The sequence below is a fragment of the Chroococcidiopsis thermalis PCC 7203 genome (assembly GCF_000317125.1).
GTDB classification, from domain to species: Bacteria; Cyanobacteriota; Cyanobacteriia; order Cyanobacteriales; family Chroococcidiopsidaceae; genus Chroococcidiopsis; species Chroococcidiopsis thermalis.
The window spans coordinates 3,610,997-3,635,442 of sequence record NC_019695.1; the positions used below are offsets into that span (position 1 = coordinate 3,610,997).

The 24,446-nt window shown below is 45.1% G+C and carries 16 protein-coding genes; 8 read left to right on the top strand and 8 right to left on the bottom strand.

All coding sequences use genetic code 11. The features are described from left to right. Positions 1-266: 266 nt before the first annotated feature. Positions 267-2,480, bottom strand: coding sequence for a photosystem I core protein PsaB (gene psaB, locus CHRO_RS15875; RefSeq protein WP_015155246.1), 2,214 nt, complete (start codon positions 2,478-2,480; stop codon positions 267-269). 821 nt (positions 2,481-3,301) lie between these two features. On the opposite strand from psaB, the gene CHRO_RS32370 reads away from it, so the two are divergent. After that, entirely contained in the window at positions 3,302-3,532 is a 231-nt protein-coding gene (locus CHRO_RS32370) for a hypothetical protein (RefSeq protein ID WP_015155247.1), read from the top strand. Between the two features lie 32 nt (positions 3,533-3,564). Further along, positions 3,565-3,762, top strand: a complete 198-nt coding sequence (locus tag CHRO_RS32375; RefSeq protein WP_015155248.1) for a hypothetical protein — start codon at positions 3,565-3,567, stop codon at positions 3,760-3,762. A 386-nt stretch (positions 3,763-4,148) separates the two neighbouring features. Here CHRO_RS32375 and CHRO_RS29705 read toward each other — a convergent pair whose 3' ends face one another. The 6 genes from CHRO_RS29705 to CHRO_RS15905 all read right to left on the bottom strand — a co-directional run bounded on the left by CHRO_RS29705 (position 4,149) and on the right by CHRO_RS15905 (position 12,426). Beyond that, positions 4,149-4,520, bottom strand: coding sequence for a hypothetical protein (locus CHRO_RS29705; protein WP_015155249.1), 372 nt, complete (start codon positions 4,518-4,520; stop codon positions 4,149-4,151). Between the two features lie 184 nt (positions 4,521-4,704). Beyond that, positions 4,705-4,992, bottom strand: a complete 288-nt coding sequence (locus tag CHRO_RS15885) for a Mo-dependent nitrogenase C-terminal domain-containing protein (RefSeq protein ID WP_015155250.1) — start codon at positions 4,990-4,992, stop codon at positions 4,705-4,707. A 55-nt stretch (positions 4,993-5,047) separates the two neighbouring features. Next, positions 5,048-5,485, bottom strand: coding sequence for a hypothetical protein (locus CHRO_RS15890; RefSeq protein ID WP_181824181.1), 438 nt, complete (start codon positions 5,483-5,485; stop codon positions 5,048-5,050). A 195-nt stretch (positions 5,486-5,680) separates the two neighbouring features. Continuing rightward, entirely contained in the window at positions 5,681-6,064 is a 384-nt protein-coding gene (locus CHRO_RS15895; RefSeq protein ID WP_015155252.1) for a response regulator, read from the bottom strand. After that, positions 6,051-10,016, bottom strand: coding sequence for a PAS domain S-box protein (locus tag CHRO_RS15900; RefSeq protein WP_015155253.1), 3,966 nt, complete (start codon positions 10,014-10,016; stop codon positions 6,051-6,053). Before CHRO_RS15900 ends, CHRO_RS15895 begins: the two co-directional genes overlap by 14 nt. Positions 10,017-10,089: 73 nt before the next feature. Then, positions 10,090-12,426, bottom strand: a complete 2,337-nt coding sequence (locus CHRO_RS15905; RefSeq protein ID WP_015155254.1) for a response regulator — start codon at positions 12,424-12,426, stop codon at positions 10,090-10,092. A 498-nt stretch (positions 12,427-12,924) separates the two neighbouring features. Here CHRO_RS15905 and CHRO_RS15910 point away from each other — a divergent pair, with 498 nt between their 5' ends. Both CHRO_RS15910 and CHRO_RS29710 read left to right on the top strand, forming a co-directional pair. Beyond that, positions 12,925-13,956: a fatty acid desaturase family protein gene (locus CHRO_RS15910; protein WP_015155255.1), complete on the top strand. Its 1,032-nt coding sequence runs from the start codon at positions 12,925-12,927 to the stop codon at positions 13,954-13,956. Positions 13,957-14,571: 615 nt separating this feature from the next. Beyond that, complete coding sequence (locus tag CHRO_RS29710; protein WP_015155256.1) at positions 14,572-15,795, top strand: ParB/RepB/Spo0J family partition protein; 1,224 nt, start codon at positions 14,572-14,574, stop codon at positions 15,793-15,795. A gap of 987 nt (positions 15,796-16,782) precedes the next feature. Here CHRO_RS29710 and CHRO_RS15920 read toward each other — a convergent pair. Beyond that, positions 16,783-17,031, bottom strand: a complete 249-nt coding sequence (locus tag CHRO_RS15920) for a helix-turn-helix domain-containing protein (RefSeq protein WP_015155257.1) — start codon at positions 17,029-17,031, stop codon at positions 16,783-16,785. Between the two features lie 1,357 nt (positions 17,032-18,388). Between CHRO_RS15920 and CHRO_RS15925 the strand changes: the two genes are divergently transcribed. From CHRO_RS15925 to CHRO_RS15940, 4 genes are all read left to right on the top strand, one after another. Further along, positions 18,389-19,006, top strand: a complete 618-nt coding sequence (locus CHRO_RS15925; RefSeq protein WP_015155258.1) for a helix-turn-helix domain-containing protein — start codon at positions 18,389-18,391, stop codon at positions 19,004-19,006. A 14-nt stretch (positions 19,007-19,020) separates the two neighbouring features. Then, complete coding sequence (locus tag CHRO_RS15930) at positions 19,021-22,140, top strand: peptidase domain-containing ABC transporter (RefSeq protein ID WP_015155259.1); 3,120 nt, start codon at positions 19,021-19,023, stop codon at positions 22,138-22,140. A 19-nt stretch (positions 22,141-22,159) separates the two neighbouring features. Next, positions 22,160-23,551 carry an HlyD family secretion protein gene (locus tag CHRO_RS15935; protein ID WP_015155260.1) on the top strand — a complete coding sequence of 464 codons (1,392 nt, stop codon included), beginning with the start codon at positions 22,160-22,162 and terminating at the stop codon, positions 23,549-23,551. A gap of 66 nt (positions 23,552-23,617) precedes the next feature. Further along, positions 23,618-24,418 carry a peptidylprolyl isomerase gene (locus CHRO_RS15940; protein ID WP_015155261.1) on the top strand — a complete coding sequence of 267 codons (801 nt, stop codon included), beginning with the start codon at positions 23,618-23,620 and terminating at the stop codon, positions 24,416-24,418. The last annotated feature ends 28 nt before the right edge of the window (positions 24,419-24,446 follow it).

Sequence of the window (24,446 nt, forward strand, 5' to 3'; positions counted from 1 at the left end):
AAAGTTATGTTTATATGGATACAAGTTGCTGTTAGAAAACGACACGAATTTTTACTAATTTCAAGACCGCTCTTCGTCGGTATAGATAGTAGAGATATATTAACGTAAGTCTCTAAAAAATAGTATTTTACCTAATTGAGAAAAGCAAGAAATACTCATAATAAAAAACCCTACCTATAAGATAGAAATAGGTGGGGCTTTATGTAGAGACGCTACATCTAACGTTCGTAAAGTCTCAATTAAACATGTATTTCTCCTCTACAACCTCAACCAAATTTACCAGCGGTTGAAGCAATGAGAAAAGCGCCATAGGTAAGGATGTAGCCAACCGCAAAGTGAACTAAACCAACCAGGCGACCTTGAACAATAGACATAGCTACAGGCTTGTCTTTCCAACGAATTAGGTTGGCTAGAGGTGTCCGCTCGTGCGCCCAGACCAAAGTTTCGATCAACTCTTGCCAGTAACCGCGCCAAGAGATCAGGAACATGAAACCAGTTGCCCATACCAGGTGTCCGAATAAGAACATCCAAGCCCAGACAGATAAGTTATTCATGCCATATGGGTTATAGCCGTTAATCAACTGAGCCGAGTATAGCCAGAGATAATCGCGCAGCCAACCCATGAGGTAGGTAGAAGACTCGTTGAACTGAGCCACGTTACCTTGCCAAATACCTAAGTGCTTCCAGTGCCAGTAAAACGTCACCCAACCAGCAGTATTGAGTCCCCAGAAAGCAGCTAAGTAGAAGGAGTCCCAAGCGGAGATATCGCAAGTGCCACCCCGACCGGGACCATCGCAAGGGAAGGCATAACCGAAGTCTTTCTTATCGGGCATCAGTTTGGAACCACGGGCATCCAACGCACCTTTGACCAAAACCAAAACAGTAGTATGGATCGCCAAAGCAAAGGCATGGTGTACTAAAAAGTCACCAGGACCAATGGTCAAGAACAGAGAGTTCGTGGTGTTGTTGATCGCCTCATACCAACCTGGTAAATAGGTCGCGCCAGCTGTGGAAGCAATGCTATCGGGATTTGATAACAGAGTGTTAAAGCCATATAGAACTTTACCGTGGGAAGCCTGAATGAACTGTGCGAACACTGGTTCAATCAGAATTTGCTTTTCGGGAGTTCCGAAGGCAACCACTACGTCGTTGTGGACGTAAATCCCTAGAGTGTGGAAGCCTAAGAAGAGAGACACCCAAGATAAGTGGGAGATAATCGCTTCTTTGTGCTTCAAGACGCGATCGAGAACGTTACCCTTATTTTGTTCTGGGTCGTAGTCGCGTACCCAAAAGATCCCCGCATGGGCGAAGGCTCCTATCATAAAGGCGATCGCAATGTACTGGTGGTGCGTGTACAGCGCTGCTTGAGTCGTAAAATCTTGCCCGATGAAGGCGTAGGGAGGCATGGCGTACATGTGCTGTGCCACCAAAGAAAGCGCCGTTCCTAACGCTGCTAAGTGAATAGACAGTTGGAAGTGCAGCGAGTTGTTATAGGTGTCGTACAGCCCTTGGTGAGGCAAGTTGAACTGACCTTCTGTTTCAATCCCAAAGAAGTTCTTAGCATTGAGCATCTCTTTGATGCTGTGACCGATCCCAAAGTTGGTGCGGTATTGGTGTCCGGCAATGATAAATATGACTGCGATCGCCAAGTGGTGATGTGCCATATCCGTCAGCCACAAGGACTGGGTTTGGGGATGGAAACCACCCAAGAAAGTCAGAATTGCAGTTCCTGCGCCCTCTGACGTGCCGAATACGTGGTTCGCCGTGTCGGGACTAACAGCATAAGCACCCCAGTCCCCAGTGAAAAATGGTCTCAATCCCTCTGGGTGTGGCGGAGTGGTGAGGAAATTACTCCAACCGACGTGCTGACCGCGAGATTCGGGAATCGCAACGTGAATTAGGTGTCCAGCCCAAGCCAGAGAGCTAACGCCAAATAGCCCTGCTAGGTGGTGGTTGAGGCGAGGCTCGGCACTCTTGAACCACGAAAGACTGGGACGGAATTTAGGTTGTAAGTGTAGCCAGCCAGCGTATAGAAACAGAGACGCTAGCAGTAGCAGGAATACAGCGCCCATATAGAGGTCGCCATTTGTCCGCATCCCGATGGTGTACCACCAGTGATAAACCCCAGAGTAGGCAATGTTAACGGGATAGTTTACCCCACCTTGGGTAAAAGCATCGACTGCGGCTTTACCAAAGTGAGGATCCCAAATTGCGTGAGCAATGGGACGAACGTGCAGTGGATCTTTAATCCATTGCTCGAAATTGCCCTGCCAAGCAACGTGGAATAGCAAGCTAGATGTCCACAAAAAGATGATTGCCACTTGAGCAAAATGAGTCCCGAAGATCTTTTGATAAAGGTTCTCTTCGGTCATCCCATCGTGGCTTTCAAAGTCGTGAGCTTGAGCAATCCCATACCAAAGCCGACGAGTTGTCGGGTCTTGGGCGAGATCCTGGCTAAACTTAGGAAATTTTGTTGCCATGAATTTTACTCACATTTTCTCTAACTGCCGATTTGAGTTGAAGCGCGATCGCAATACTTTACTGTAAATCTACGCTTTTTTATTATTCAACTCAAGGGCAACATGAATTAGCGTCATGGTGTTTTACACCAGATAGATAACAACATTTTAGAGATAAATTGGTTAAAAAAGAAAACAATAAAAATTATTTTTAATATTTTTATTTATCTTTGCTGTATTTGCTTATTCGAGCATAAAAAGTTTGAATTGCTAAGTAAATAGCAATTCAAAAAATTGAGGTTATGCTGTTACTGACACAAAACACTTTGTGCTGTTCGAGCGTATTATTCTTGCTTCTTCCTATGGGTAATCAACAAGATAACTACTCTTCAAAGCTCAATCCTCTAACTAAGGAAAGAGATAAATCTCAAGTTTCATTGTGATAAAAATAACTAGAATATTTACCTAGCAACCCAGCTAATATTCGCAGTCATTAAACTGAAATTTAAAAACCAGCGTCTCCTGAGACTTTATAGAAACTCCAACTTGAGTTGCCAAGCTTCCCCCAAGTTGATTTTTGAGAATCATAATTGAGCGCGCGTTCTACATCTGTCTCATAGTTCTGACACTTCCTAGTGAAACCGTAGTACAGCTCAAGCTTATTTCCTGTCTAGCTTCGAGCCACATTTCTAGCACCGGGCGATCGCCAAAGCAAACTAAGAGCTTTGTTTAGAGTTGTAACAATTTTCTGCAACAGTTAAGAAATATTGCCGTTACTTGCTGTAGTTGCTAACGTATGCATGACAGGACGAGATCGAGTATTTCTACTATCAGGAGGTTTTATGTTGCTCCCTTTACTGACATTCATTGCCTTGCTAGCTGGCATAGTTACTGTTTGGAGTAGCAAAGAGCGATCGCGATTGACTCAACCTGCTTTTCCCCGTCGTTCGTTCTCACGTTCGTTCTCATTGTGGTCGTTCGTGTTATTCCTCTTTTTTCCGCCAGCAGAGACGCTATGGGCATCAAAGTACAAACCCAGCAGTAGGCAGAGGCATAACTACTCTGAAATTTAGTCAGACATTAAAGAGAGAATTTGGATAAATTTATGTCACACTTAGAGATTTTCTTCACCTTCAGTTCGATCTCGATTTTAGTTGTATTCCTCATCACCACTTGCTCTTACTTTCTACCTACGTTAATGGCTCTGTACAAAATTTTTGTCCGTCAACAGGATCGCCGAATTTCATCCAAGTACGTTTTGGACGATTTAAAGTTCAATCTAGCCAACGATGAGGAGGCTTAGCGAAATAAGGGGTGACATTGTTAGATTTCAAATTAATAGATGTCAAAAATCCTGTTGTGTGGCAGGAAAGCGTGGAACCGATCTTATGTTATGGGTAAAAAAACTACTCCGGTTCTACCAAGCTATGCCTTGCCCACTATGTAGCCATGACAAGACCCATAAACAAGGGTTTAACAAGCTCATGTTGTCAACGATATTATTGCCCAAATTGTCAGCAAACATTCACGCTGAAGAACAAGTACGAATCATCTTACGGGCAGACTGCAAGGCAACAAGCCTACGTGATATTAGTCGGGTGAGTGGATTGTCCTACAATACCGGAGTCAGCTTGATTCGAGCCGGAAGCCAAAAAGCACAACTGATTCATAGTAAGTCCGTTGTGGCTCTTAGTTTATCACCGCCTGAAGATCTGCTTCATACAGCACGATCGTTGTTTCGGGACCAATCCTACCCATTTCTGGCTCGGGACCTTGAGCCATTTCTACCATATAAAGCCATGCGCCAGCACTGGCTCTACAATTCTCGATCGTGCCTATACCACCAATGAAGCGAACCATCTGGCGCTTGCGAAATCTAGGTATTGGTAAAGAGAGCGAGGTTGATAGGTTTAATGAACCTTCTACACCGCGAGTGAGAGCAACTTTCTTTTCTACGCGCTTCATGTAGCAGTTACTAACACTTTGCTTTACCTGCGGCTGAGGCGCGATCGCCTGTTTTTTGCTCGCCTCGTCTAGAGTTTTTACTTGAGTGTCGGTCATTTAATACTCCCTTTGTTTCAACGAACTATCGGCATATATATAGCCTGCCGCAGGCTAGAAGCCTGCTTTACAAATCATTTAGAACTGCTATATCTCTAGTTTTCCATTCAATATAGTCTTGGCATAGACAATTTTTACAAATGGCGAACCATTGCGATCGCGAGACATATTAGTCTCCCATTGTTTAGTAGTAAATAGTTACATCTTCACCGCATTCATCTACTAAATAACATAAGGATTTGTAGCGCAGTTCAACTAATTGCTCGTAGAGAGGATTAAGCTTGCACAAGGGTGGGATGTAAAGTAACGTGCGGTTAAAAAGTTGAATCTTGCGCTCGAATGGACAACGAGCAGGAATAACTCGGCATACCAAGCGAGCTATTCCAGAATCAACAATTTTTATCGATTCAATCCACTGACGCAGCGGTGAAAATAAACTAATTTGAGAGCGGTTTGAACTCAGTGCGTTCATGTTTTAATTACCTGACTTTGATTTTTAAGTCCTACTTTTCAGTAATTTTGTACGATTATTCAACAACTTGTAAAATTTCTTTGAGAAAGTTCCAATCTGCATCTGATATATTTTTTAGCAAAGATATTTTAGCTGCTCGATTAAGTAAAATTTCTCCGTTGGCATTGGCACTAAAGTCTTTGCCCAGAACAAAACCTAACTCAATTAATTTTTGGATAGCAAACTTAATAGCTCCTTCGATTAATTGAAGACAAGCATCCAGCTCGTAAAAAGTGTGTAAAGCCCAGTGACAAGTATCGGAATCAGTTGCAGCTAACTGAAAGACTGCGGCAGTCATCATATCTGTTGTACAATCAGAACCAAACAGAGCAATAAAAGTCTTGCGGCAAGATTCTACAAGTGCCTTGTTTTTTAGCTTGAAAATATCAACTAATAAAGCGACGCTTGAATCAAATTCTTCTGTGCGATCGATGTTATACACGATAAATATCACTCCATCTGAGTTATCTATCTCTCCAGCTAGCTACAAGCACTGTACTAGAGTTTGAAATTTTCAGTCACTCAGAGCTGCGAAACGATCTTTGTACCTGGTTGAGCTACTCAACTTCAGTGAAAGTCAGGATCGGTTAGCTCTATCTTGAAGTTAGAGTGAAAAAATGGAGAACTCGTGGAGAGGGAAAAGATTTTTTCAGCAATTCCAGCCTAAGATTTCTGTCACTCGATCGGCTAATTCCATTGGATCGAAAGGTTTGTCGATTGCTGCTGCCATGCCGAGTTGAGCGAAGCGCTGCCGATCGGCAGATTGCACTTTCGCCGTAAGTAAAATGACTGGGATATGCCCAGTTGTTGGGTTGGCTTGCAGTTGTTTAAAGGTAGCAATGCCATCCATGTCGGGCATCATCACATCCAAAAGAATAGCATCAGGCTGTTCGGCTGCTGCTTTCTCCAATCCTTCTATACCCGAAGCGGCGGTTGCAACTTCCCAGCCACCTACTGCTTCTAAACTAAGTTGGGCTACTTCTCGAATATCGTCTTCGTCATCAATAATGAGGATACGCTTAGCTGCCACCATTGCTATTTCTCTCCCGATGATGAATAATGCGGTTAAGCAAGCTAATGACCTGTTGCTCAAATTCCTCTGGTTTAACTCGTCCTTTAGTAAGAAATAAAGTTTGTCCTAGCTTTAATCGCTCGCGGTCGGTAACGCTGATATCTTTTGCAGTGTAGACGACGAGCGACACTTGGCACAGACGGTTATGCTGTCGCAGCCAGTCTACTACGGCAAACCCATCGCCTTCTGGCACGAGCAGATCGAGTACCAGCAAGTCAGGGATAATCTTTTGACCCAGTTGGATCGCTTCTGTACCTGTTTGGGCATGAAAAGTTTCAATGCCATAGCGTTCAAACATAGCAATCAGGACTCGCGCGAGATCGGTGTCATCTTCTACGATCAAAACTTTGATGTTGCGATCGCATAAGGCTCGACTTAAAGCCTGGAACAGCGATCGCTCATCTGGAGGTTTAACAATCCAATCGCTTACCCCTGGATGAGGTGATGCGTCTGGCAGTAAGCCGCTGAGGATCGTAACTGGAATGTCTTTTGTCTTCGCTTGTGCTTTTAGCGCTGCTAGAGTTTCCCAGCCGTTCATCCCTGGCATCATTAAGTTGAGGAGGATCGCGTCAGGATGCTGTTGGGCTGCCTCCACGACTGCTTCCTGCCCAGAAGCTACTGTTATCGCTCGGTATCCTCCCTGTTCGAGCATGGCTTGCACTACAGTGCGGACAGAGGGATCGTCGTCGCAGACTAAAATGAGGGGTGAAGAGTAAGGGGTGAGGAGTGAGGTAGCGGTTGATATTTCTGATTCAGCGGGTGGCGTAGGCTGGAGGATGGGCAGGATGAAGTAAAAAGTGCTGCCTGTGCCAAGAGTGCTAGTCACCCAAATTCGCCCTCCATGACGCTGCACAATATTACGACAGATGGCTAAACCCAAGCCAGTCCCTCCTTTTTTTCGCGAGTCAGAGGCATCCACCTGCTGAAAGCGTCCAAAGATGGTTTCGAGCTTATCTTCTGGAATGCCTCGTCCTATATCTTTTACTTGGAACGTGATATAGGGAGTCGCGAGCCGGGAAGCGGGAGTCGGGAAATTTTGGATTTTGGATCGCTCCTCTGCTCCTCTGCTTCCTTGTCCTCCTTGTCCCACTTGTCCCCTTGTCCCCTTGTCCTCCTTGTCCCCCTTGTCCCCCTTGTCCCCCTTGTCTCCTTGTCCTGCTTCCCTGCTCCTCTGCTCCTCTGCTTCTGATTCCCGACTCCCTAATTCGGCGCTGAGCCACACAGTAGATCCTGGGGGTGAGAATTTAATCGCATTGCTGAGTAAGTTGGTAAAGACCTGAACGATCCGATCGGGGTCACCCCACAGTTGAGCGGAGATTGGAGTTACGGATAAACTGATTTCTGCCTTCTCTGCCAGGGGTCGCACGACTTCGATCGCCTGGCTCATCAGGGAAGCAGCATCGCAAGCTTGTTTGTTCATGGCGACTTTGCCTGACTCGATGCGCTCGATATCCAAAATATCATTGATCAGGCGGATTAATCGATCGGTATTATTTACGGCAATATCTAACATGCGTTGCGCCTTTTCAGGGTTAACGTGCAGTACGCCACTGGCTAAAAGACCTAAAGCGCCGCGAATCGAAGTCAGGGGTGTCCGCAGCTCGTGGCTCACCACCGAGACGAACTCATCTTTGATCCGTTCGATTTCTCGGCGATCGCTAATGTCTTTCATAAAGCAGTAATGACCGATGAATTGCTGCTGGCGATCGTATTCATTGACCATGACGAGTTGCTTGTCGAAGACTGAGCCATCTTTACGCACTGCCCTAGCTTCAACTTCTACCTTGCCTTGTAGTAGCATCTTTTGGTAAGCAGCCTGCATTTTTTCTCGGTCTTCGGGGTGGACGGTGAGCTGCCACTGCATACCAACCAATTCTTCTGGTTGGTAGCCTACCATGCTGGCGTATGCTGGGTTGACCATGATATAACGTCCCTGCGTGTCTAGCCGCGAGATGCCCTCGACTGCACTTTCCAGCGCCCGACTCAGGGCGTGTAGTTCTTGGCGTTGCCGGACTTCTTGTTCTAGAAGTTGAGCTTGGGCGATCGCAATGCCGATTTGGTTGGCTAGATGTTGCAACAGTTCTAGTTCAAAACTAGTCCACTGTCGGGGGGCAGTACAATGGTGTGCAATTAACAAACCCCAAAGGTCTTCCCGTAGTAAAATCGGTACTACCAAGTTTGCCTTGACATTAAACTGCCGCAAAAATTCGACGTGGCAAGGTTGGATGTCAGCCTGCTCGATGTCAGCGATCGCGCTGATTCGTCCCTGACGGTACAATTGGACATACTCTTCTCGAAAGCAATGGTCAACAATGTTCCGTCCTAGAATTGGCATACAGCCAGGTACTACTGCTTCTTGCACGACTGTGCCAGAGCCATCCGAGCGCAACTGATAGCACAGGACTCGATCTACTTGGAGAATTCTTTGCACTTCTGTAACGGCAGTTTGGAGAATTTCTTCTAAATGCAGAGACTGACGGATCTTCTGCGAGACTTCAGCAAACAGTTGCAAGCGCAAATTCTGGCGTTGTAATTCTCTTTCCGAACGCTTGCGTTCTGTGATGTCGCTGCCAATGCCAAGAAATCCGGTAATGTTGCCTGCCGCATCTACCAAGCGCGTCACTGATAGTAGCACTGGAAAGCGGCTGCCGTCCTTGCGGATGTAAGACCATTCGCACTCGTCTGGCTCTCCGCGCCGTGCCTTGGCAACAAAAACCTCAAATCCAGGCTCAATCGGTACTCCCATCTCCTGCGATAATTCCTGCGCCCGTTGGACGATTTCGTTCCAGTCGTGAATGAGTGCGGGTGTGGTTTTATCAACAACTTCGGAGGCAGTATATCCCAACCAGCGCTCGGCGGTGGAGTTGAAGGTGCAAATCGTACCGTCAACAGTGGTAGAAATAATCGTATAGTTGGCGCTCTCTAAAATTGCCTGCTGTAGCAATGTAATCTGTTTTAGCTTCTGCTCTGCCGATTTGCGTGCTGTAATGTCATTGAAATAAATAGACAAACCTTCTTTAGTAGGATAGGCATGGACTGCAAACCATGTCTGAAGCGGCGGATAGAACTCTTCAAATTCGACACTAACCTGCTGCGCTCTTGCTTGGCAATACTTTTGGTAAAAATTAGAATTGACGGCTTCAGGAAACTCTTGCCAAATACTTTGCCCTAGCAAGCGATCGCGCGATCGCTGTAAGAGTTGCTCTGCGCGATCGTTCAAGTAGGTAAATCGCCACTCGCCATCCAAAGCAAAAAACGCATCGGTGATACTTTCTAGAATGCTTGTCACTCGATTGCGGGCTGTTTCTGCCTCTGTCCGTGCTGCTTGTTCGCGAGCCAAAAGTGGCTGTCGTTCCGCTTCGATCCGCTGGCGATCGCTGATTTCAGCTTGCAATTGAGTATTGAGTCGCGCTGATTCTACTAAATGCCGCCTCAACTCCAGTTGAGCCATGACCTGACGACTCAGGATGCGTAATGCCTCAACCTGTGCTTCAGTTAACTGCCGTGGTAGCCGATCGATAACGCAGAGCATCCCCAATGGATATCCCTTAGGAGTCACGAGCGGAGCGCCAGCATAAAACCGAATGTGAGGTACAGCAGTCACTAGCGGATTAGTGGCAAATCGTTCGTCTTCAAGTGTATCGGGGACAATCAGAACATCACTGGGTTGCAGAATGGCATAACCACAAAACGCCAGATCGCGAAGTGTTTCTCTTGCCTGCAATCCCACTTTTGACTTGAACCACTGGCGGCAATCGTCGATCAGGCTGACTAGGGCAATAGGAGTGTTGCAGATCTGTGCTGCTAATCGAGTTAGGTCGTCAAAAGCTACTTCTGGGTCGGTGTCCAAAATTTGGTATTGATGCAGGGCTTCTAGTCTAGCTGCTTCATCTTTAGGCAATGGAGCTTTCATAACGTTTCTTTCCCTACTTCCCTTACTTCCCCTACTCCCCTAGCTTGCCCCAACGGGTAAACTAGATATTTAACTAACCGCTGAGTACGCGATCGCCTCCCGCGACTTTAGCTTGCTGTAATACAATACCCGCAGCTCGATATAACGCTTGCAAGTCGGAACCGTCTTGGGGATACTGGACGACACCAGCACTAAAAGTCGCGGTCAATTGTCCGCGATCGGGAGTAAAATCCTGCCGACGCAAGTTAAGCAGGACTTCAAGCAGCCGCCGCACTCCATCGCTTGCCGTCATCCCATACATCCCAACAACGAACTCTGCCCCACCCCATCGACCTACAACATCTTCACTTTGAAAGGTGCGTCGCAGCTGCTCTCCCAAGCGGGACAACACTTCATCTGCGACTGCATGACCGTATCGGTCGTTGATCTGCTTGAGACGATCTAAATCTAGAATAGCGAAGCATAGCGGTCGGTCGTGCAACTGGGCTAAGCGCAGCAGTTGGGATAACTCTTGGGTTGACTGGCGGCGATTGGCAACTTTAGTCAGAGCATCGGTTTGAGCGAGATTCTGCAATAGGCGCGATCGCTCTAGCCGATTGAGGATGCGGCTGACCAGTTCCGGTCCGACTATTGGTTTACTAACATAATCGTCGGCACCTGCAGCAAATACGCGCTGCATCGTTTCAGCATCCGCGTGCGCGGTCAGAAATAGAATTGGTAGTCCACTCCAACGCGGATCGTTGCGTGCAACTTGGCAAAGCTCAATCCCACTAATTTGCGGCATTTCTACATCAAGAATGAGTAGATCCGGTGCTACAGCTTCTAAAGTGTCCCAGAACTGCAAGGGATTGTTGACGGTCGAGACTTTGATGCCCCAAGGTTCTAGTAAAACGTGTAGGGCTTGCAATACCTGCGGGTCATCGTCCACAGCAATAATTCTCGTTGCGGCAGTACGGCAGCGCTGCAACATTTGCGTCACGGCATCGAGGACTCGCGCTGGAGGTAGAAACTTGTGTAAAAACCCGCGTCCACCCAAACGAGCAACTGTAACGCGATCGAGCAAGCTATCTCGGTCTGTGAGAATTAGTGCTGGCACAGGTGGGGTATAAGCATTCAGCTCTGTTAGCAATTTTACGCCTGCTTGAGCCGTATCAGCCGAGAAGTCCAGCAGCACCGCATCAGGACGCGATCGCGCTTTGAGCTGTTCCTCAATGGCAACTGGGTCTGTCGCGATTTCGCCGCGCATTCCCCGACTAGCCGCCTCCATGACTAAGCCTTCAGACAATGAGCGGTCTGGCTCTACGATCAATAGCCAAGGAGATTCATCTTGCGATAGCAGTTCTGGATTCTGAACGGTTGGGCGTTGCAATTCTCGATGCAGTGCCGCAACGAGTTCGGACAGTTGCCGCGATCGCTCTGGAGTTACCAAGTCCCCAGCTTGCAGCAAGTTTTCGATTTGCCGAGCGAGGCGAGAACCCAAGGCAAAGCCGTACATTCCCAGCGAACCTGCTAGCTTGTGCGCCTCCTGCTCTGCTGAGGAACGCAATTGCTCGTCCAGCGATCGCTGTGGCAGTAAAGCGATCGCTTGCTCGATTGTTACGACTCGCCCAATAAACTTTTCTTTAACTCGTTCCCAAACTCTTGCCACCCCTGTAAGCGTCTGCTGTTCTTGTTGGGGTGAAAGACGAGCTGCTTTCTTCCCAACTTTGGCTTTTTCCTTGGTTTTTGTCTGTTCTACCGATTTGAGGCGGTAGCCAATGCCGTAGACTGTCTCAATTGGATCGTCTAGCACTCCCGCCGCTCGCAGCTTCATCCTTAACCCCTTGATGTGAGATCTCACCGTATCCTCACCTGGAGTTTCTTCATCATAAGACCATAAGCGATCGAGGATTACTCCACAACTAAAAACGCGATGGCGATTGCGGAGGAAAAGCTCTAGTAGTACATACTCTTTTGGAGTCAAATCGATCGGCTGGTTGCTGTAGCTGACTTTACATATACTCGGATCGAGGCGTAGGTCGCCCCATTCCAATACGGGAGGTACGGCAAAATCCCCTCGTCGCAGTAGAGCGCGTATCCGAGCCGATAATTCTGCTAAGTCAACAGGCTTAGTCACATAATCATCTGCCCCTGCGTCCAAACCAATAACTTTACTAGTGCCATTGTCTTTAGCAGTCACTAAGATAATCGGGGTGCGATCGCCAATGCGTCGCAACTGCCGACAAAGGGTAATGCCATCTAGCTTGGGCAACATGACATCTAGTAGAATTAAGTCGTACGTATATGCTGCTAATAGTTCCCAACCTACCTCACCATCTGTAGCGATATCGATAGCATAGTGCCGATCGGTAAGGAATTGAGCTAAAGCTTTGGCAACCAGTTCATCATCCTCAACTAGTAGGATTCTCATAGCGGTTGATTACCGCAAAATTTATCAAAATCAACTGCAGCAAAGTCAACAAAACAGTAACTGGCTGCACATTTGCGACCAATTTCAGCTTATCCTACGTTAGGCAAGACTTTAAGAGTGAGTTGTAAATCTAAACACTACTTGTGGCAAGCGATCGTCAAGTAAACCGATCCTGTTGATTGGGGGAAATGTTTACTTCACAATCAGCGTGGCATCGCGCATTAGAGTCCAGCGACTTGCACTAACGATTTCCTGTCCGGATTTGGTGACTTTATTTAACTCTCCCTGCTACTCGCCTCGATTGATAACAGTCTAAAGGGCTATTTCTAATTGCGGCGAAATTATTACCTCATCGGAGATTCTTTAAATTATGTCGCCCGATCTTGAAAAAGAAAACTGTCTAGCCTCTGGTGGCGCTATCGTTAAAGTATCAACAATATCAGGCTGCATGAATTTTAAGAACGCCTGAATTCATCTCTATATTAGTAGAGGTGGAATATGAAAAACAATAACGCGCTTTCTCACAATCTTCCTCAAAATCTACGACCTACGATTGCCGATCTTGAAACAGTCAATCCTTGGCTAGGATTATGGCGTTTTATCAGCTTGGGGTTGGTGGTCTTAAGCCTTGCTACCCTTGCTTGGTCGTCCCACCACAGCATCCTGTTCTTTGGCTATACGATGCTGATGGGAATATTTTATACTTTTTGGCTGATTTGCACCCATGATGCAGTGCATCATACGCTGACTGGTTGGACGTGGTTCGACGAGCTAGTACCGCGTTCGATCTCTTATTTTATGATGTGGCCTCATGGAACCTATGCTCAATTACATCGACTACATCATGCTTGGAATGGAATTAATCTAGATGACCCAGAGCGCGTGCAATGGACATTGAGTGAGTACCAGCAAACAAGTCCTTGGATGCAGTGGTATATACGCCATCAATTAGTTATCGATCTATTCGGATTAGCTGGGGTGGGGCTAATTGCCAAAACGAGCGCGAATGCGTTTCGATTGAGGCAGCACAAGCCTTCTCTACCTTGGATGTTACTGCTAGATGGCATTGGCATTCTTATAGTGCAAAGTACTTGTATCATATTTGCGATTTGGCACAATAAAGTTTTGGAATACGTGCTGTTTTGGCTGGTTCTCGAACGTGTCGTTGGCATGATGAGTCAGGCAAGAGATCATTTAGAACACTACGGACAGTGGGGTAAAGCAAGCGGACACCAATTGACCCAACTTTACGCCTGCCGTAACCTTCAGACCATTCCCTTGGTTGCATGGCTGATGGGGGGGTTGAATTATCATTCCATCCATCATGCTTTTCCAAGTATTCCATTCAATCGCTTGCCAGAAGCTTTTCACCGTATCCAAGCAATACTAGAACAGCATCAGTTACCGCCGATGACTGTTGGTGCGGGATACGTGCAAGAAACTTTACAACTAAGCAAGCGAGCTTTACTAATTGGGGAGCCTAACCTAAACAGCTTCACTGGTCGTCATCAGATGCTTTCACAGTTTTAATCGCACTCAACAATTATTAAATTTTACTTTCCTACTCGTGTCAAGTTTTTTAACGAGTGGGTTCGAGCCAACTTTTGGTGAAGCTCAATGCGAGGAGGGCTTCTACACAAAAAGCCCTCGTTGCCCGATATTAGTGCGCGGTTGAGAATTCGAGCTTCGTGCCGTGCCAGTGCTTCACACTAGGGCTGTATATTAGTAACTCTATAACTAGACAGACAGCTTGGCTGAGACTTCTAAACCTTTACCTAAAGCTTTATAGCGGACGGTCTGAAACTAAAAATAGAAAACGTGTTGAATACTGAGTTTGTTAGTAATACTAAGTTTGTTGGCTCCTCTGGAAGTAGGATGTGATAAATCTTTCTTCAGCAGTATTCGATTGTTGTTGGAACAACCTAAATTTAGGGTTATACTTCTAACATCAATAGATTCTTCAAAAAAACATCCAGGAAGATTCTTTTATCAACAAACTGCTAAAAAATCGTCATGTTTGGAGAACTGCTAGAAATGCGTAATCGCCCAAGAAACAAAGCATTTCTGAGCGACCTAGCTAGCAAGTTTCTAGTAGTTGAGACTCATCTAACTTAACCTGTGTCTCGCTCGTTGGTTTAAGTAGTTATGGCAGAGGGTGAAGCCAATCGATTCAAGCTAGTGCCGATCGCACAAATTCAGCTCAGCCACCTGGAGCAACCACGGCATCACTTTGAGTTTGAAGCCTTAAATCACCTCGCTTCATCAATTCTGCAACACGGTATTCTGCATCCATTACTCGTCAGACCGATTTCCAGTGCAACTGTAAAATACGAACTAGTTGCAGGGGAACGGCGATTTCGTGCCGCTATGCTAGCAGGGTTGGATGCAGTACCTGTAGTCATACGGGAACTGGGCGATCTCGAAGCAGCTACTCTAACCTTAGTCGAAAACCTCCAACGTGAAAACCTTGATGCCATCGAAGAGACACGCGGCATCGTGCGCCTGCTAGCTCTCCGTTTACAGATGGGGTGCGAGGCAATAGTTTCGCTGCTCGTGCGCATGGCAAAGGAGGCTAAAGGACAAACAGCCCAAAACGTTTTGGACTCAACTACAACTGCAATTGTGATTGACGTGTTTAGTTCCCTGGGGAAGATGAGCTGGGAGTCATTTGTTACATGTCGCTTGCCTTTACTCAATTTGCCTTTGGATTTGCAAGCGGCGATTCAAACTCAAGCACTTAATTACACCAAAGCGCTCGCTCTCTCTCGGCTTAAAGATGACGAACGACGTTCTCTTCTGCTGCGGCAGGTGTTGGAACAAAACTTATCCGTGCGCCAAATTCAGAACCAAATTCGCCAGTTGCAGCAGCTCGAATCACCAAACCAAATAGGCAGAAACTTATTCAATCATCAGAGCGGTTGCTTTCAAACCAATTTTGAGGCTGACTTAGAGGCATATGGCGCAATCTGTGAAGATCGCAACACAAAAGCTAATACAACTGAAAATCAGACCTGGAGCCCTGCGAGCGAAACTGGGGCTGCTGAGCCATTAAGGCTGGAAACAGAGTTAGGCATAGTTCAAATCGTGCCGTTGATTCATGCAACCCAATTAGAACAATCAACTGGCGAGCAAGTCAGTCTTGCACCTAATAGTATTTCTACTCAATCAGGTCAGCAAGATATCGAGGAGCCTCCCTTCCAAGAAGCACTTGACATCCAGATAGATACATTAACTCAAATAGAAACTATTTCCCGGCAGGTGCGGGAGTCGCTCGCTAGCAATTGCCAAGGTATCTGCACTCCCAAGCAACAAAGGCAATTGTTAAAACTTCTGGCTCAATTGCATCAAATTTTGGGTAACAAGTTATAGCAGAATTATCTATTGGCAGCAGGATTGTTGCTCATTACTAATAAAATTTGAGTTATTGGGGGGATCGACGATAACGATCGCAAGTCAATCGCCCCGTACCAAAAAGACTCCTCGAATTGATTTCAAGGATTGAGAGCAGGGAAGAATCCTTAAAGCTATAGAGCGAGAATACTGCTAGATTAACAATACCAATAGCTTAAGTGGGTGATTGGTATATTATTACCAAATGTGAATTTATTTCAGTGTAAAAAAGAAGATGGTTTAAAGTTAATGGGTAGGAAACTTATCGGGTAGCTTAACTTACTATTGAGTTAATGCTTCACTATCGTCTCTAAGATTAGGCAGTAAATTTTTACCTGAAAGAAAGGTTTTGAGTTAAAAACTCTCACTGCTCTAAAATTTTTGGGTAAGTTTTGAAGCCAAGAAAACTTAGCTTCAACTACTTGTTCAGAAAAAAATAGGAGATTTTGACTCAGCTATGTCGTTCGCTAATAGCACCTAAAAGCGAAGCTTAAGAATGTTTATGAGAGTTCAAATTATTGAAAGTAGTTTGAGGTAGGTTAGGGAGTTATGAATTTATTTTCGCTATCAACTCAGTTATCGAGTAACTCCTGAGAAAGTCTTTGTTATCAAGTCTTCTGTCCAGCATCTAAATATTTTAGAGCAATGTTTGAAAGCTCGGTTTTTTAAGCATTGCTAATTTTGAATATCTATCAAGCTGGAGAGTTACCTTTTGTAAAAAAAAAGAATTTTTCCTTGGTAGAAATTTTCTATACAAGTCTTCTAAAAAAGATAGTAGACAGTCAAGTATCGTTATTTAAATACGAGATTTGGTCATGCAGTATCTGCTAAAGAAAAACTCACCAATTATAGGAGTTATAAAACTAACAGCAGCATTATCTTTTGTTCGCTACTGCTTGCTAACTAGACCAAAGCACAATTTACTCAAAACTGAGAGACGATTACGATCTGAAAGAACTGCCCCCATCATATAGCTTCTTGGTTGCTGTCGTCCTCCTTAGGAAGATATTTAATCAAAACTCCAGGTTGGATGCTGTAAGCCTCGCAGATCTTGAGCAAAGCTTCTGAACCAGGAATATAATTAGGGTCTTTATATAGCCGATATACAGTGTTCTGGCTTAGACCAGTAGCTTTGCAAAATTGATAGCGGGTTATTCCCTTACTATCTACAAATGCTTTTATTTGATTTTTGAGTGGCATGGATGATAGGTTCATGTTTTTATTAGAGTTATTTACAAACTTTTTTGTTAACTATGCCTTGGCTTATGACTAGTTAATCCTTTTGGGATCGGCAGGAAATGACCGCTTGTAGGACTTGCCTAGCTTCAATTTCGCTGAATACAGCAGAACACAATCTGCAAGTACTAGGCGATCGGCAATGAAATATAAGTTTTGAACTCTTAAAATTGAAGCTAGTTAAAAATTCTCTATATAGGAGTGATTAAGAAACACTCACTCTTTTACTTGCAACTTATTTTACCAAATTTGAGTAGAAATAAAATAGAAAAATCATGTCTTTTAAATCTTTTTTTTGCCGCAATAAACTTATTTATGTCTATAAATTTAACAAAATTTTTATCTATTTTTTTTGACAAAACTCAGTTATTTTTGTCTGCAAATCTTTGAAAACTCCGAGCGCTATTCTGATGCTTTAATAAGTTAAGATCGATGTCTAAATGCTTGTGTTTGCAGATTAAAATCACTTATATTTATAACCACATCTACTACAAATCAGTTTCATACTTTAGATAGATATGGTTTAATAATAATAGTCAGTATTGTACTATTACAAACTAATTTAATATAAGGCGATAAAATCCACATGCAACTTCTCATCTACTTACGTTAACAGACTTCCTTCTCTATCGTTCAGTAAATTTAATTGAACAGTAGGGCGACGACGATTGATTACAATTTGTTACATAATTAAAAAAAGGAACAAACTTCAATTGATATAACAGTCCTAAATGATGTGTAAGGTAGATGCCCTACCTGCCACAGGCTAAAAGGCTGTTCTACATTTGTAAATTAAATAGGATTGCTATACAGATCTATAAAAAGCAACCTATGGTGCTATAAACCTTGGATTTTTATCAATCTTTCATTTTTTTTGATAAGTTAGGGTGTATCGATCTACTATCAATCAATCATTTGTTTTTTTTATCAATCGCGATGTAATTATCAACGTTAATGTCTCTAAAAGCAGGCGGATGAAAAATCCTGATACTTTGTAGGAGAACGGTTTGGCTGCAACCATAGAGGCTGTATGCGAAGTTAATTTTGTCAAGTGATTATACAGAGACCGAAATCCTACGTAAAAGGAAGGTCGGCAATGATAAATATTTCACAAGAGCAAAATTAATAATTTTGTAGTTTGCAGGCACGCCCTACATTCATTCTTCTAGTCTGCTCCTTTGATTAAGATGAGTCTTAATCAACGTGTTTCAATGGAGAGTTCGTGGAAGCAACGTTTTTAAACAACAATTACACCTCAGCGTTTAGGTTTAGTCATTTGCACTCACAAATGCTAAAGCTAAATTTTGTCTAGAAATTAAGCTCGGGTCTAACTAATATGTCTACTAATCGTTTGAGAACGTATAGCACCTTAGATAGGTTCTATACAGAAGAAAGCAAGTTCTTAACAACAGTGCAGCGAAAACATCTGCTAGAAAGCCTGCAAATGGATTTGCGCTCAGAATACCGCCGTCGGATCGAAATTATGTTACTGGCAGATATGGGTTACTCTCAGGCACAAATTTGTGCAGCATTGGGGTGTTCCAAAGAAACAGCACGGTACTGGATTGCTATGACACAAGCAGGAAAGGCTGACAACTGGAATGAGAATGTAATTGGGCGACCCACCACAGTGAACGAGCAATATCTCGATCGTCTGAAAGAATTGGTGAGTAGTAGCCCTCGTGAATATGGATATTCATTTCGCTGTTGGACAGCTGGATGGTTAAGTAAGCATTTAACGAAAGAATTTGGGATCGCAGTGAGCGATCGCCACATTAACCGTTTGCTAAAAAAACTGGGGCTTTCTACTCGACCTAGACGCTCGGGCACAGAAACAGTAACTCATGGCAGCAAGAATTACGGTATTAACATTGGCGATCTGCCATCTTCCTCACCGTCTAGTTTCCTGTGGTCATCCAATTTCATCAAATTTGGTAGCTATTTATACCATTGAGTTTCTAGGAAGCTATGATTCAACAGTCATTCCCACTTTCCAAGCAACAGCTAGGTCAATACCTCGCCCAATCTCTAGGTCAGGCTCTTACAGAGCAGGAACTCTCGAAATGCTTCGAGCAAATTCAAATTTTGGAGCCAACTGCTGGCAAACTATTTTGGCAGACAGCAGACACAACCCCTGGCATCTACATAGTTCTGACGGGAAAAGTCAGATTACTCGATAGCACTGATAACTTAATTACTTCTTTTGGGGCAGGGGTGTCGTTCGGCGAGCAAACTTTGTTTCCAGAGTACTTTCAACCCTACTCAGCTAGAGCTTCTGTCAATTTAAAGCTTTGCCATCTACCTAGTGAGTTGTTGCACGCTTTAGCTCGCAAATATCCCGCCATACTGGAGCATCTTTATCACCAAGCAGTACTTTGGGATCTACTGCTGATATGTCGTAACAGTAAAATCTTTCGCGCTCTACCTGTTGAAGGGTTAATGAAAACGCTGTCACTAATGGAGCGGCACGATCTGGAAGCAGGCAAACTTCCAACCTCCCTTTTTAAAGAGCGGCAGCTGGTGCTACTGCGTCAAGGGGAAATTATACATTCATCAGACCGAAAGCTAAGTATTGGAAAAATTTATCAACTTTCCCAATTACTTCAACAACGAGCTTGGCAGATAACTCAACCAACCCAACTGTATACTTTAAGTCGTTCTCGTTGGGAGATGGCACTGCAATATTTGCCACAACTAGCCGATGTAGTGGAATCATGGGAGCAGGAAGCTGAGGAAGTTGGGGAATTCGGGGGAGAAATTTCAATTTCTGATGCAAAATCCCAAATCCGCTCCTCCCAGTCTCCCTTAACAAGGGAGGAGCCAAAATTTCCAGAGTTTACTGTTGAGCCAAGAAATCGACAAAAGAAAATAATCAGTAAAGCCTATTTCCCAAATCCGACCGTAAAAATAGGTCATTTGTGGCAGCGCGTCACTAAACGCTATCCATTCATTGCACAGCAAAGTGCATCGGACTGCGGCGCAGCCTGTCTGGTGATGGTTGGTCGCTACTGGGGCAAGCACTTAAGTATAAATCGCTTACGGGACATAGCCAATGTTGACCGTAATGGGGCAACGCTACGAGGTATTGCAGCTGCCGCAGAAAGTATTGGATTTGCTACCCGACCTGTAAAAGCTAGCCTCGACAAACTTGCTTCAGCAAACTTACCTGCTATTGTTCATTGGGAAGGAAAGCACTACGTTGTGGTCTACGAAGTGACGCGCGATCGCGTCGTCATTATCGACCCTGCTATCGGTCAACGAAGCCTCAGCCATAGACAATTCAAAGCGAGTTGGACTGGCTATGCGTTGTTACTACAGCCCACCGTTCTACTTAAAGACGCTGAAGAGACCCGTCAACCCTTTTGGCAGTTCTTTGAGTTAGTAAAACCTCACTGGCTGATACTACTGGAGGTGTTAATTGCCTCCATTCTGATCCAGCTTTTGGGGCTGCTCATGCCGCTGTTCACCCAGTTATTATTGGATCGAGTGGTCGTACAGCGCAGTACTCTGACTTTAAATGCTGTAGGGTTAGGTTTGCTCATCTTTAGTCTGTTTCGAGTCGCTATGACCGGACTGCGGCAATACCTGCTGGATCATACGGCTAATAGAGTCGATTTAGCGCTGATTGTAGGTTTTATTAGACATACTTTCCGCCTGCCACTCAGCTTCTTTGAGTCGCGCTATGTAGGAGACATTATTGCTCGCATCCAGGAAAACCATAAAATTCAGCGCTTCTTAACGGGTGAAGCACTGTCAATCTTTCTCGATTTGCTGACAGTCTTTGTCTACGTGGGGCTGATGTTTTGGTATAGCTGGAAAATGGCGCTGCTAGTGTTGGTAGTTGTGCCACCATTTTTTTTACTAGCGCTGATTGCAACGCCCTTCTTGCAACGCATCTCAAGAGAGATCTTTAGTGCCATTGCCGCTGAAAGTAGTTATCTGATCCAAGCGCTCACAGGCGTTCGTACTGTTAGATCGATGGCGCTGGAGCATACGGTTCGCTGGCATTGGGAAGGACTCCTGAGTAAGTTCATTAAAACTAACTTTTCTGGACAAGTTATCGCCAACAGCCTCCAAATCTTCAGTGCAACCATTGAAGCTACAGCAAGTGCGGCACTACTGTGGTTTGGGGCGTGGCAGGTCATTCAAAATCAACTGACTATTGGGCAGTTAGTTGCTTTTAATATGCTATTGGGCAATGTTATTAGACCCTTTCAGCGGCTAATTGTCCTCTGGAATCAGTTACAGGAAGTCATCATTTCAGTTGAGCGCATTAATGATGTGCTTGAAGCTGAACCAGAAGAAGACTTACAGAAACAAGATCGTCAATCCCTGCCACCGATTCGGGGTCACATTTGCTTTAACCAAGTCACTTTCCGTTACCACCCAGAAAGCGATGTTAACACCTTAGAAAACGTTAGCTTCGAGGCGCAACCAGGGCAAATGATAGCACTTGTGGGGCGCAGTGGATCTGGGAAAACAACAATCGCCAAGTTGATTTTGGGTCTCTATCCCCCCACAGAAGGAAAGATTCTGATTGACGGCTATGATGTGACCAGCCTATCCCTGCGATCGCTCCGTTCTCAAATTGGCGTTGTCGATCAGGATACCTTTCTTTTTGGTAGTACCATTCGGGAAAATATTAGCATTGGTCACCCAGAAGCTACCTTAGAAGAAATTAGGTTGGCGGCGCAGCAAGCTGGTGCAGATCAGTTTATTCAGCAACTGCCAATGGGTTATGAAACTCAAATTGGTGAGGCTGGAGGATTGCTTTCTGGCGGACAACGCCAGCGCCTAGCGATCGCTCGCGCCCTACTAGGTAATCCCCGCTTGTTGATTTTAGATGAAGCAACCAGCCACCTCGATGCTGAATCAGAGCGGATTATTCAGACTAACTTGAACGCAATTCTCAAAAATCGGACAACGCTAACGATCGCTCATCGCCTCTCCACCATCCGCAGGGCTGACCTAATTCTGGTGCTCGATCGAGGGGTATTGGTCGAAAGTGGTACCCACGAAGAATTGATGGCAAAGCGCGGTCACTACTTCTACCTGAACCAGCAACAACTAGCTGGAACCACTATTTGATAAAAATTTCTTCACAACTATGTCATATACACATAATTCACACATTCTATCCAACCAGAACGCAGGCGAACAGGGCTATATCAACAACGGTAAAACGCCACCTTCTCAGCCAACGATAGCAACACAGAGCGATCGAGACTGGTCTTACGACACCCAAGAGCTGCTCGATACTTTGCCACGGGTTTGGACGCGGGGCTTGCTGTATCTGTTGGTGTTTTTTGCAGGCATCATCTTACCCTGGTCAATGCTTGCCAAGGTCGATGAGACAGGTAGCGCCAGAGGGCGGCTTGAACCCAAGGGCAAAACCGTAAGGCTTGATGCACCTGTTACTGGAGCAGTTGCTGAGATTGAGGTAAAGGAAGGTCAATTTGTCAAGGCTGGTCAAACATTATTGGCATTGGAATCAGAGGAAATGCTTGCCCAGCTCCAACAAGCTAGAGCAAAGTTAGAAGGTCAGCTAGATCGCCTCCCACAAGTGGAACTGATAAAAAACCAACTGAAGATGACTGCCCTGACGCAGCGACAGCAGAGCAAAGCCCAAGCAGCAGGGCAACAGGCACAAATTCACCAAAGTCAGCAACAGATAGACTTTCATAAAACAGAGATTGATTCGGCAAAGCAGCTGTTAGCAAAGGATCGAAGCACGGTGCAACGCTTCCGACAGCTGCGGCAGAGCGGTGTAATTTCGGGGCTACAGCTAGACGAAGCAGAACGCACGATGATTGACAACCAACAGCGTCTTATAAAAGCTAAGTCAGACATCCAACAAGCTCAAAACGAACTCAAAAAACAGCAAAGTACTTATGAAAGCACTCTTCGCGAAGGTGAACTGGCAGTCATGGAGAGTGAGAGAAGTATCAAAGAAGTCCAAGCCCAAATCACAGACCTGCAAGCGGAAATCGCTCAATCCAGACAACAGATTGAGTCTCTGTTATTTCAGTTGCAGCAACGCGTGCTACGCGCACCAATTGACGGCACAATTTTTCAGTTGCCCATCCAACGTGCTGGAGCCGTAGTACAACCTGGTGACACAATCGCTCAGATTGCGCCACAAGGGACTTCTCTTGTAGTTAGGGCACAAATGGCTAGTCCAGAAAGCGGTTTTCTACGTTTGGGGTTGCCGGTCAAGATCAAATTTGATGCCTATCCCTTCCAAGACTATGGAGTGGTGGAAGGTCGCGTGAGTTGGATTTCACCAGACTCCAAGACTCAGGAAACAAACCAGGGTAGGATAGAAAGCTTTGAGCTGGAAATCGCGCCGCAACAGCCCTACATCCAAACTGCCGGCAAGCGTATTGCCATAAAACCAGGTCAGACAGCGACAGCAGAGGTGGTTATCCGGCAGCGTCGCGTCATTGACTTCATTTTAGATCCGTTTAAGAGGTTGCAAGCAGGCGGCTTGGAACTCTAGATCGGCAAATGATGAAAACCTCTCGCCTCTCGCCATCCCTTCACCCATTTTCAAGTGAGTTTTATCATGTTAGAAGCGATCGCTGTTTCCCGTGACGATATTATCGAGCAGATCAAACTTTTGTGCCAAATTCCCTCCATTATTGAAGCTATAGTGTCTCGCCAAATTATTGCTAATGCTGCAAAAGAAGCAGGCATTACAGTGGAACTGGCAGAACTGCAGCAGGGAGCAGATAATTTTCGGTTAAGCAACAATCTCATACGCGCTGACGATACCTGGTCGTGGCTGCACAAACAGAGTTTGTCCCTAAATGAGTTTGAGCAATTGATTTACACTACTATCATCTCAGAGAAATTAGCTCGACATCTGTTTGCAGATAAAGTCGAATCGGTTTTTTTTGAGCAACAGTTAAATTATGGCGGAGTGGTGATGTATGAAGTTGTCTTGGACGATCGCGACTTGGCTCTGGAATTATTTTATGCTCTTCAAGAAGGCGAGATCGGTTTCTGTGAGGTAGCTCGTCAGTATATCCAGGATAAAGAGCTACGCCGTGCTGGGGGATATCGGGGGATGCTACGCCGCAGCGAGCTTAAACCAGAAATTTCTGCTGCGGTTTTTGCAGCTACTCCGCCCCAGATGCTCAAACCAATTGTTACTTCTAAGGGAACGCATCTAATCTTGGTTGAGGAGATCGTGCAACCACAATTGGATGATACGCTACGCTTAAAAATCCTTGCAGATCTATTTACTACATGGCTAAAGCAACAAATCGAGCAAGTTGAAATTGTTAAGTATCTTGACCCAGAAAACCTAGCCGCTAATTTCGAGTCCCAAGTTTCCAATGGTTTAATTAGCGATCGGCTATAAACCAAATATCACAAGCTCTTGCATTAAT

What these genes read in the sequence shown, in the direction of transcription:
- CHRO_RS29705 (WP_015155249.1), bottom strand. Translation starts at nt 4,520, where the DNA reads ATGACCGACACTCAAGTAAAAACTCTAGACGAGGCGAGCAAAAAACAG.
- CHRO_RS15930 (WP_015155259.1), top strand. Translation starts at nt 19,021, where the DNA reads ATGATTCAACAGTCATTCCCACTTTCCAAGCAACAGCTAGGTCAATAC.
- CHRO_RS15935 (WP_015155260.1), top strand. Translation starts at nt 22,160, where the DNA reads ATGTCATATACACATAATTCACACATTCTATCCAACCAGAACGCAGGC.
- CHRO_RS15885 (WP_015155250.1), bottom strand. Translation starts at nt 4,992, where the DNA reads ATGAACGCACTGAGTTCAAACCGCTCTCAAATTAGTTTATTTTCACCG.
- CHRO_RS32370 (WP_015155247.1), top strand. Translation starts at nt 3,302, where the DNA reads ATGTTGCTCCCTTTACTGACATTCATTGCCTTGCTAGCTGGCATAGTT.
- CHRO_RS29710 (WP_015155256.1), top strand. Translation starts at nt 14,572, where the DNA reads ATGGCAGAGGGTGAAGCCAATCGATTCAAGCTAGTGCCGATCGCACAA.
- CHRO_RS15925 (WP_015155258.1), top strand. Translation starts at nt 18,389, where the DNA reads ATGTCTACTAATCGTTTGAGAACGTATAGCACCTTAGATAGGTTCTAT.
- CHRO_RS15910 (WP_015155255.1), top strand. Translation starts at nt 12,925, where the DNA reads ATGAAAAACAATAACGCGCTTTCTCACAATCTTCCTCAAAATCTACGA.
- CHRO_RS15905 (WP_015155254.1), bottom strand. Translation starts at nt 12,426, where the DNA reads ATGAGAATCCTACTAGTTGAGGATGATGAACTGGTTGCCAAAGCTTTA.
- CHRO_RS32375 (WP_015155248.1), top strand. Translation starts at nt 3,565, where the DNA reads ATGTCACACTTAGAGATTTTCTTCACCTTCAGTTCGATCTCGATTTTA.
- psaB (WP_015155246.1), bottom strand. Translation starts at nt 2,480, where the DNA reads ATGGCAACAAAATTTCCTAAGTTTAGCCAGGATCTCGCCCAAGACCCG.
- CHRO_RS15900 (WP_015155253.1), bottom strand. Translation starts at nt 10,016, where the DNA reads ATGAAAGCTCCATTGCCTAAAGATGAAGCAGCTAGACTAGAAGCCCTG.
- CHRO_RS15940 (WP_015155261.1), top strand. Translation starts at nt 23,618, where the DNA reads ATGTTAGAAGCGATCGCTGTTTCCCGTGACGATATTATCGAGCAGATC.
- CHRO_RS15895 (WP_015155252.1), bottom strand. Translation starts at nt 6,064, where the DNA reads ATGGTGGCAGCTAAGCGTATCCTCATTATTGATGACGAAGACGATATT.
- CHRO_RS15920 (WP_015155257.1), bottom strand. Translation starts at nt 17,031, where the DNA reads ATGAACCTATCATCCATGCCACTCAAAAATCAAATAAAAGCATTTGTA.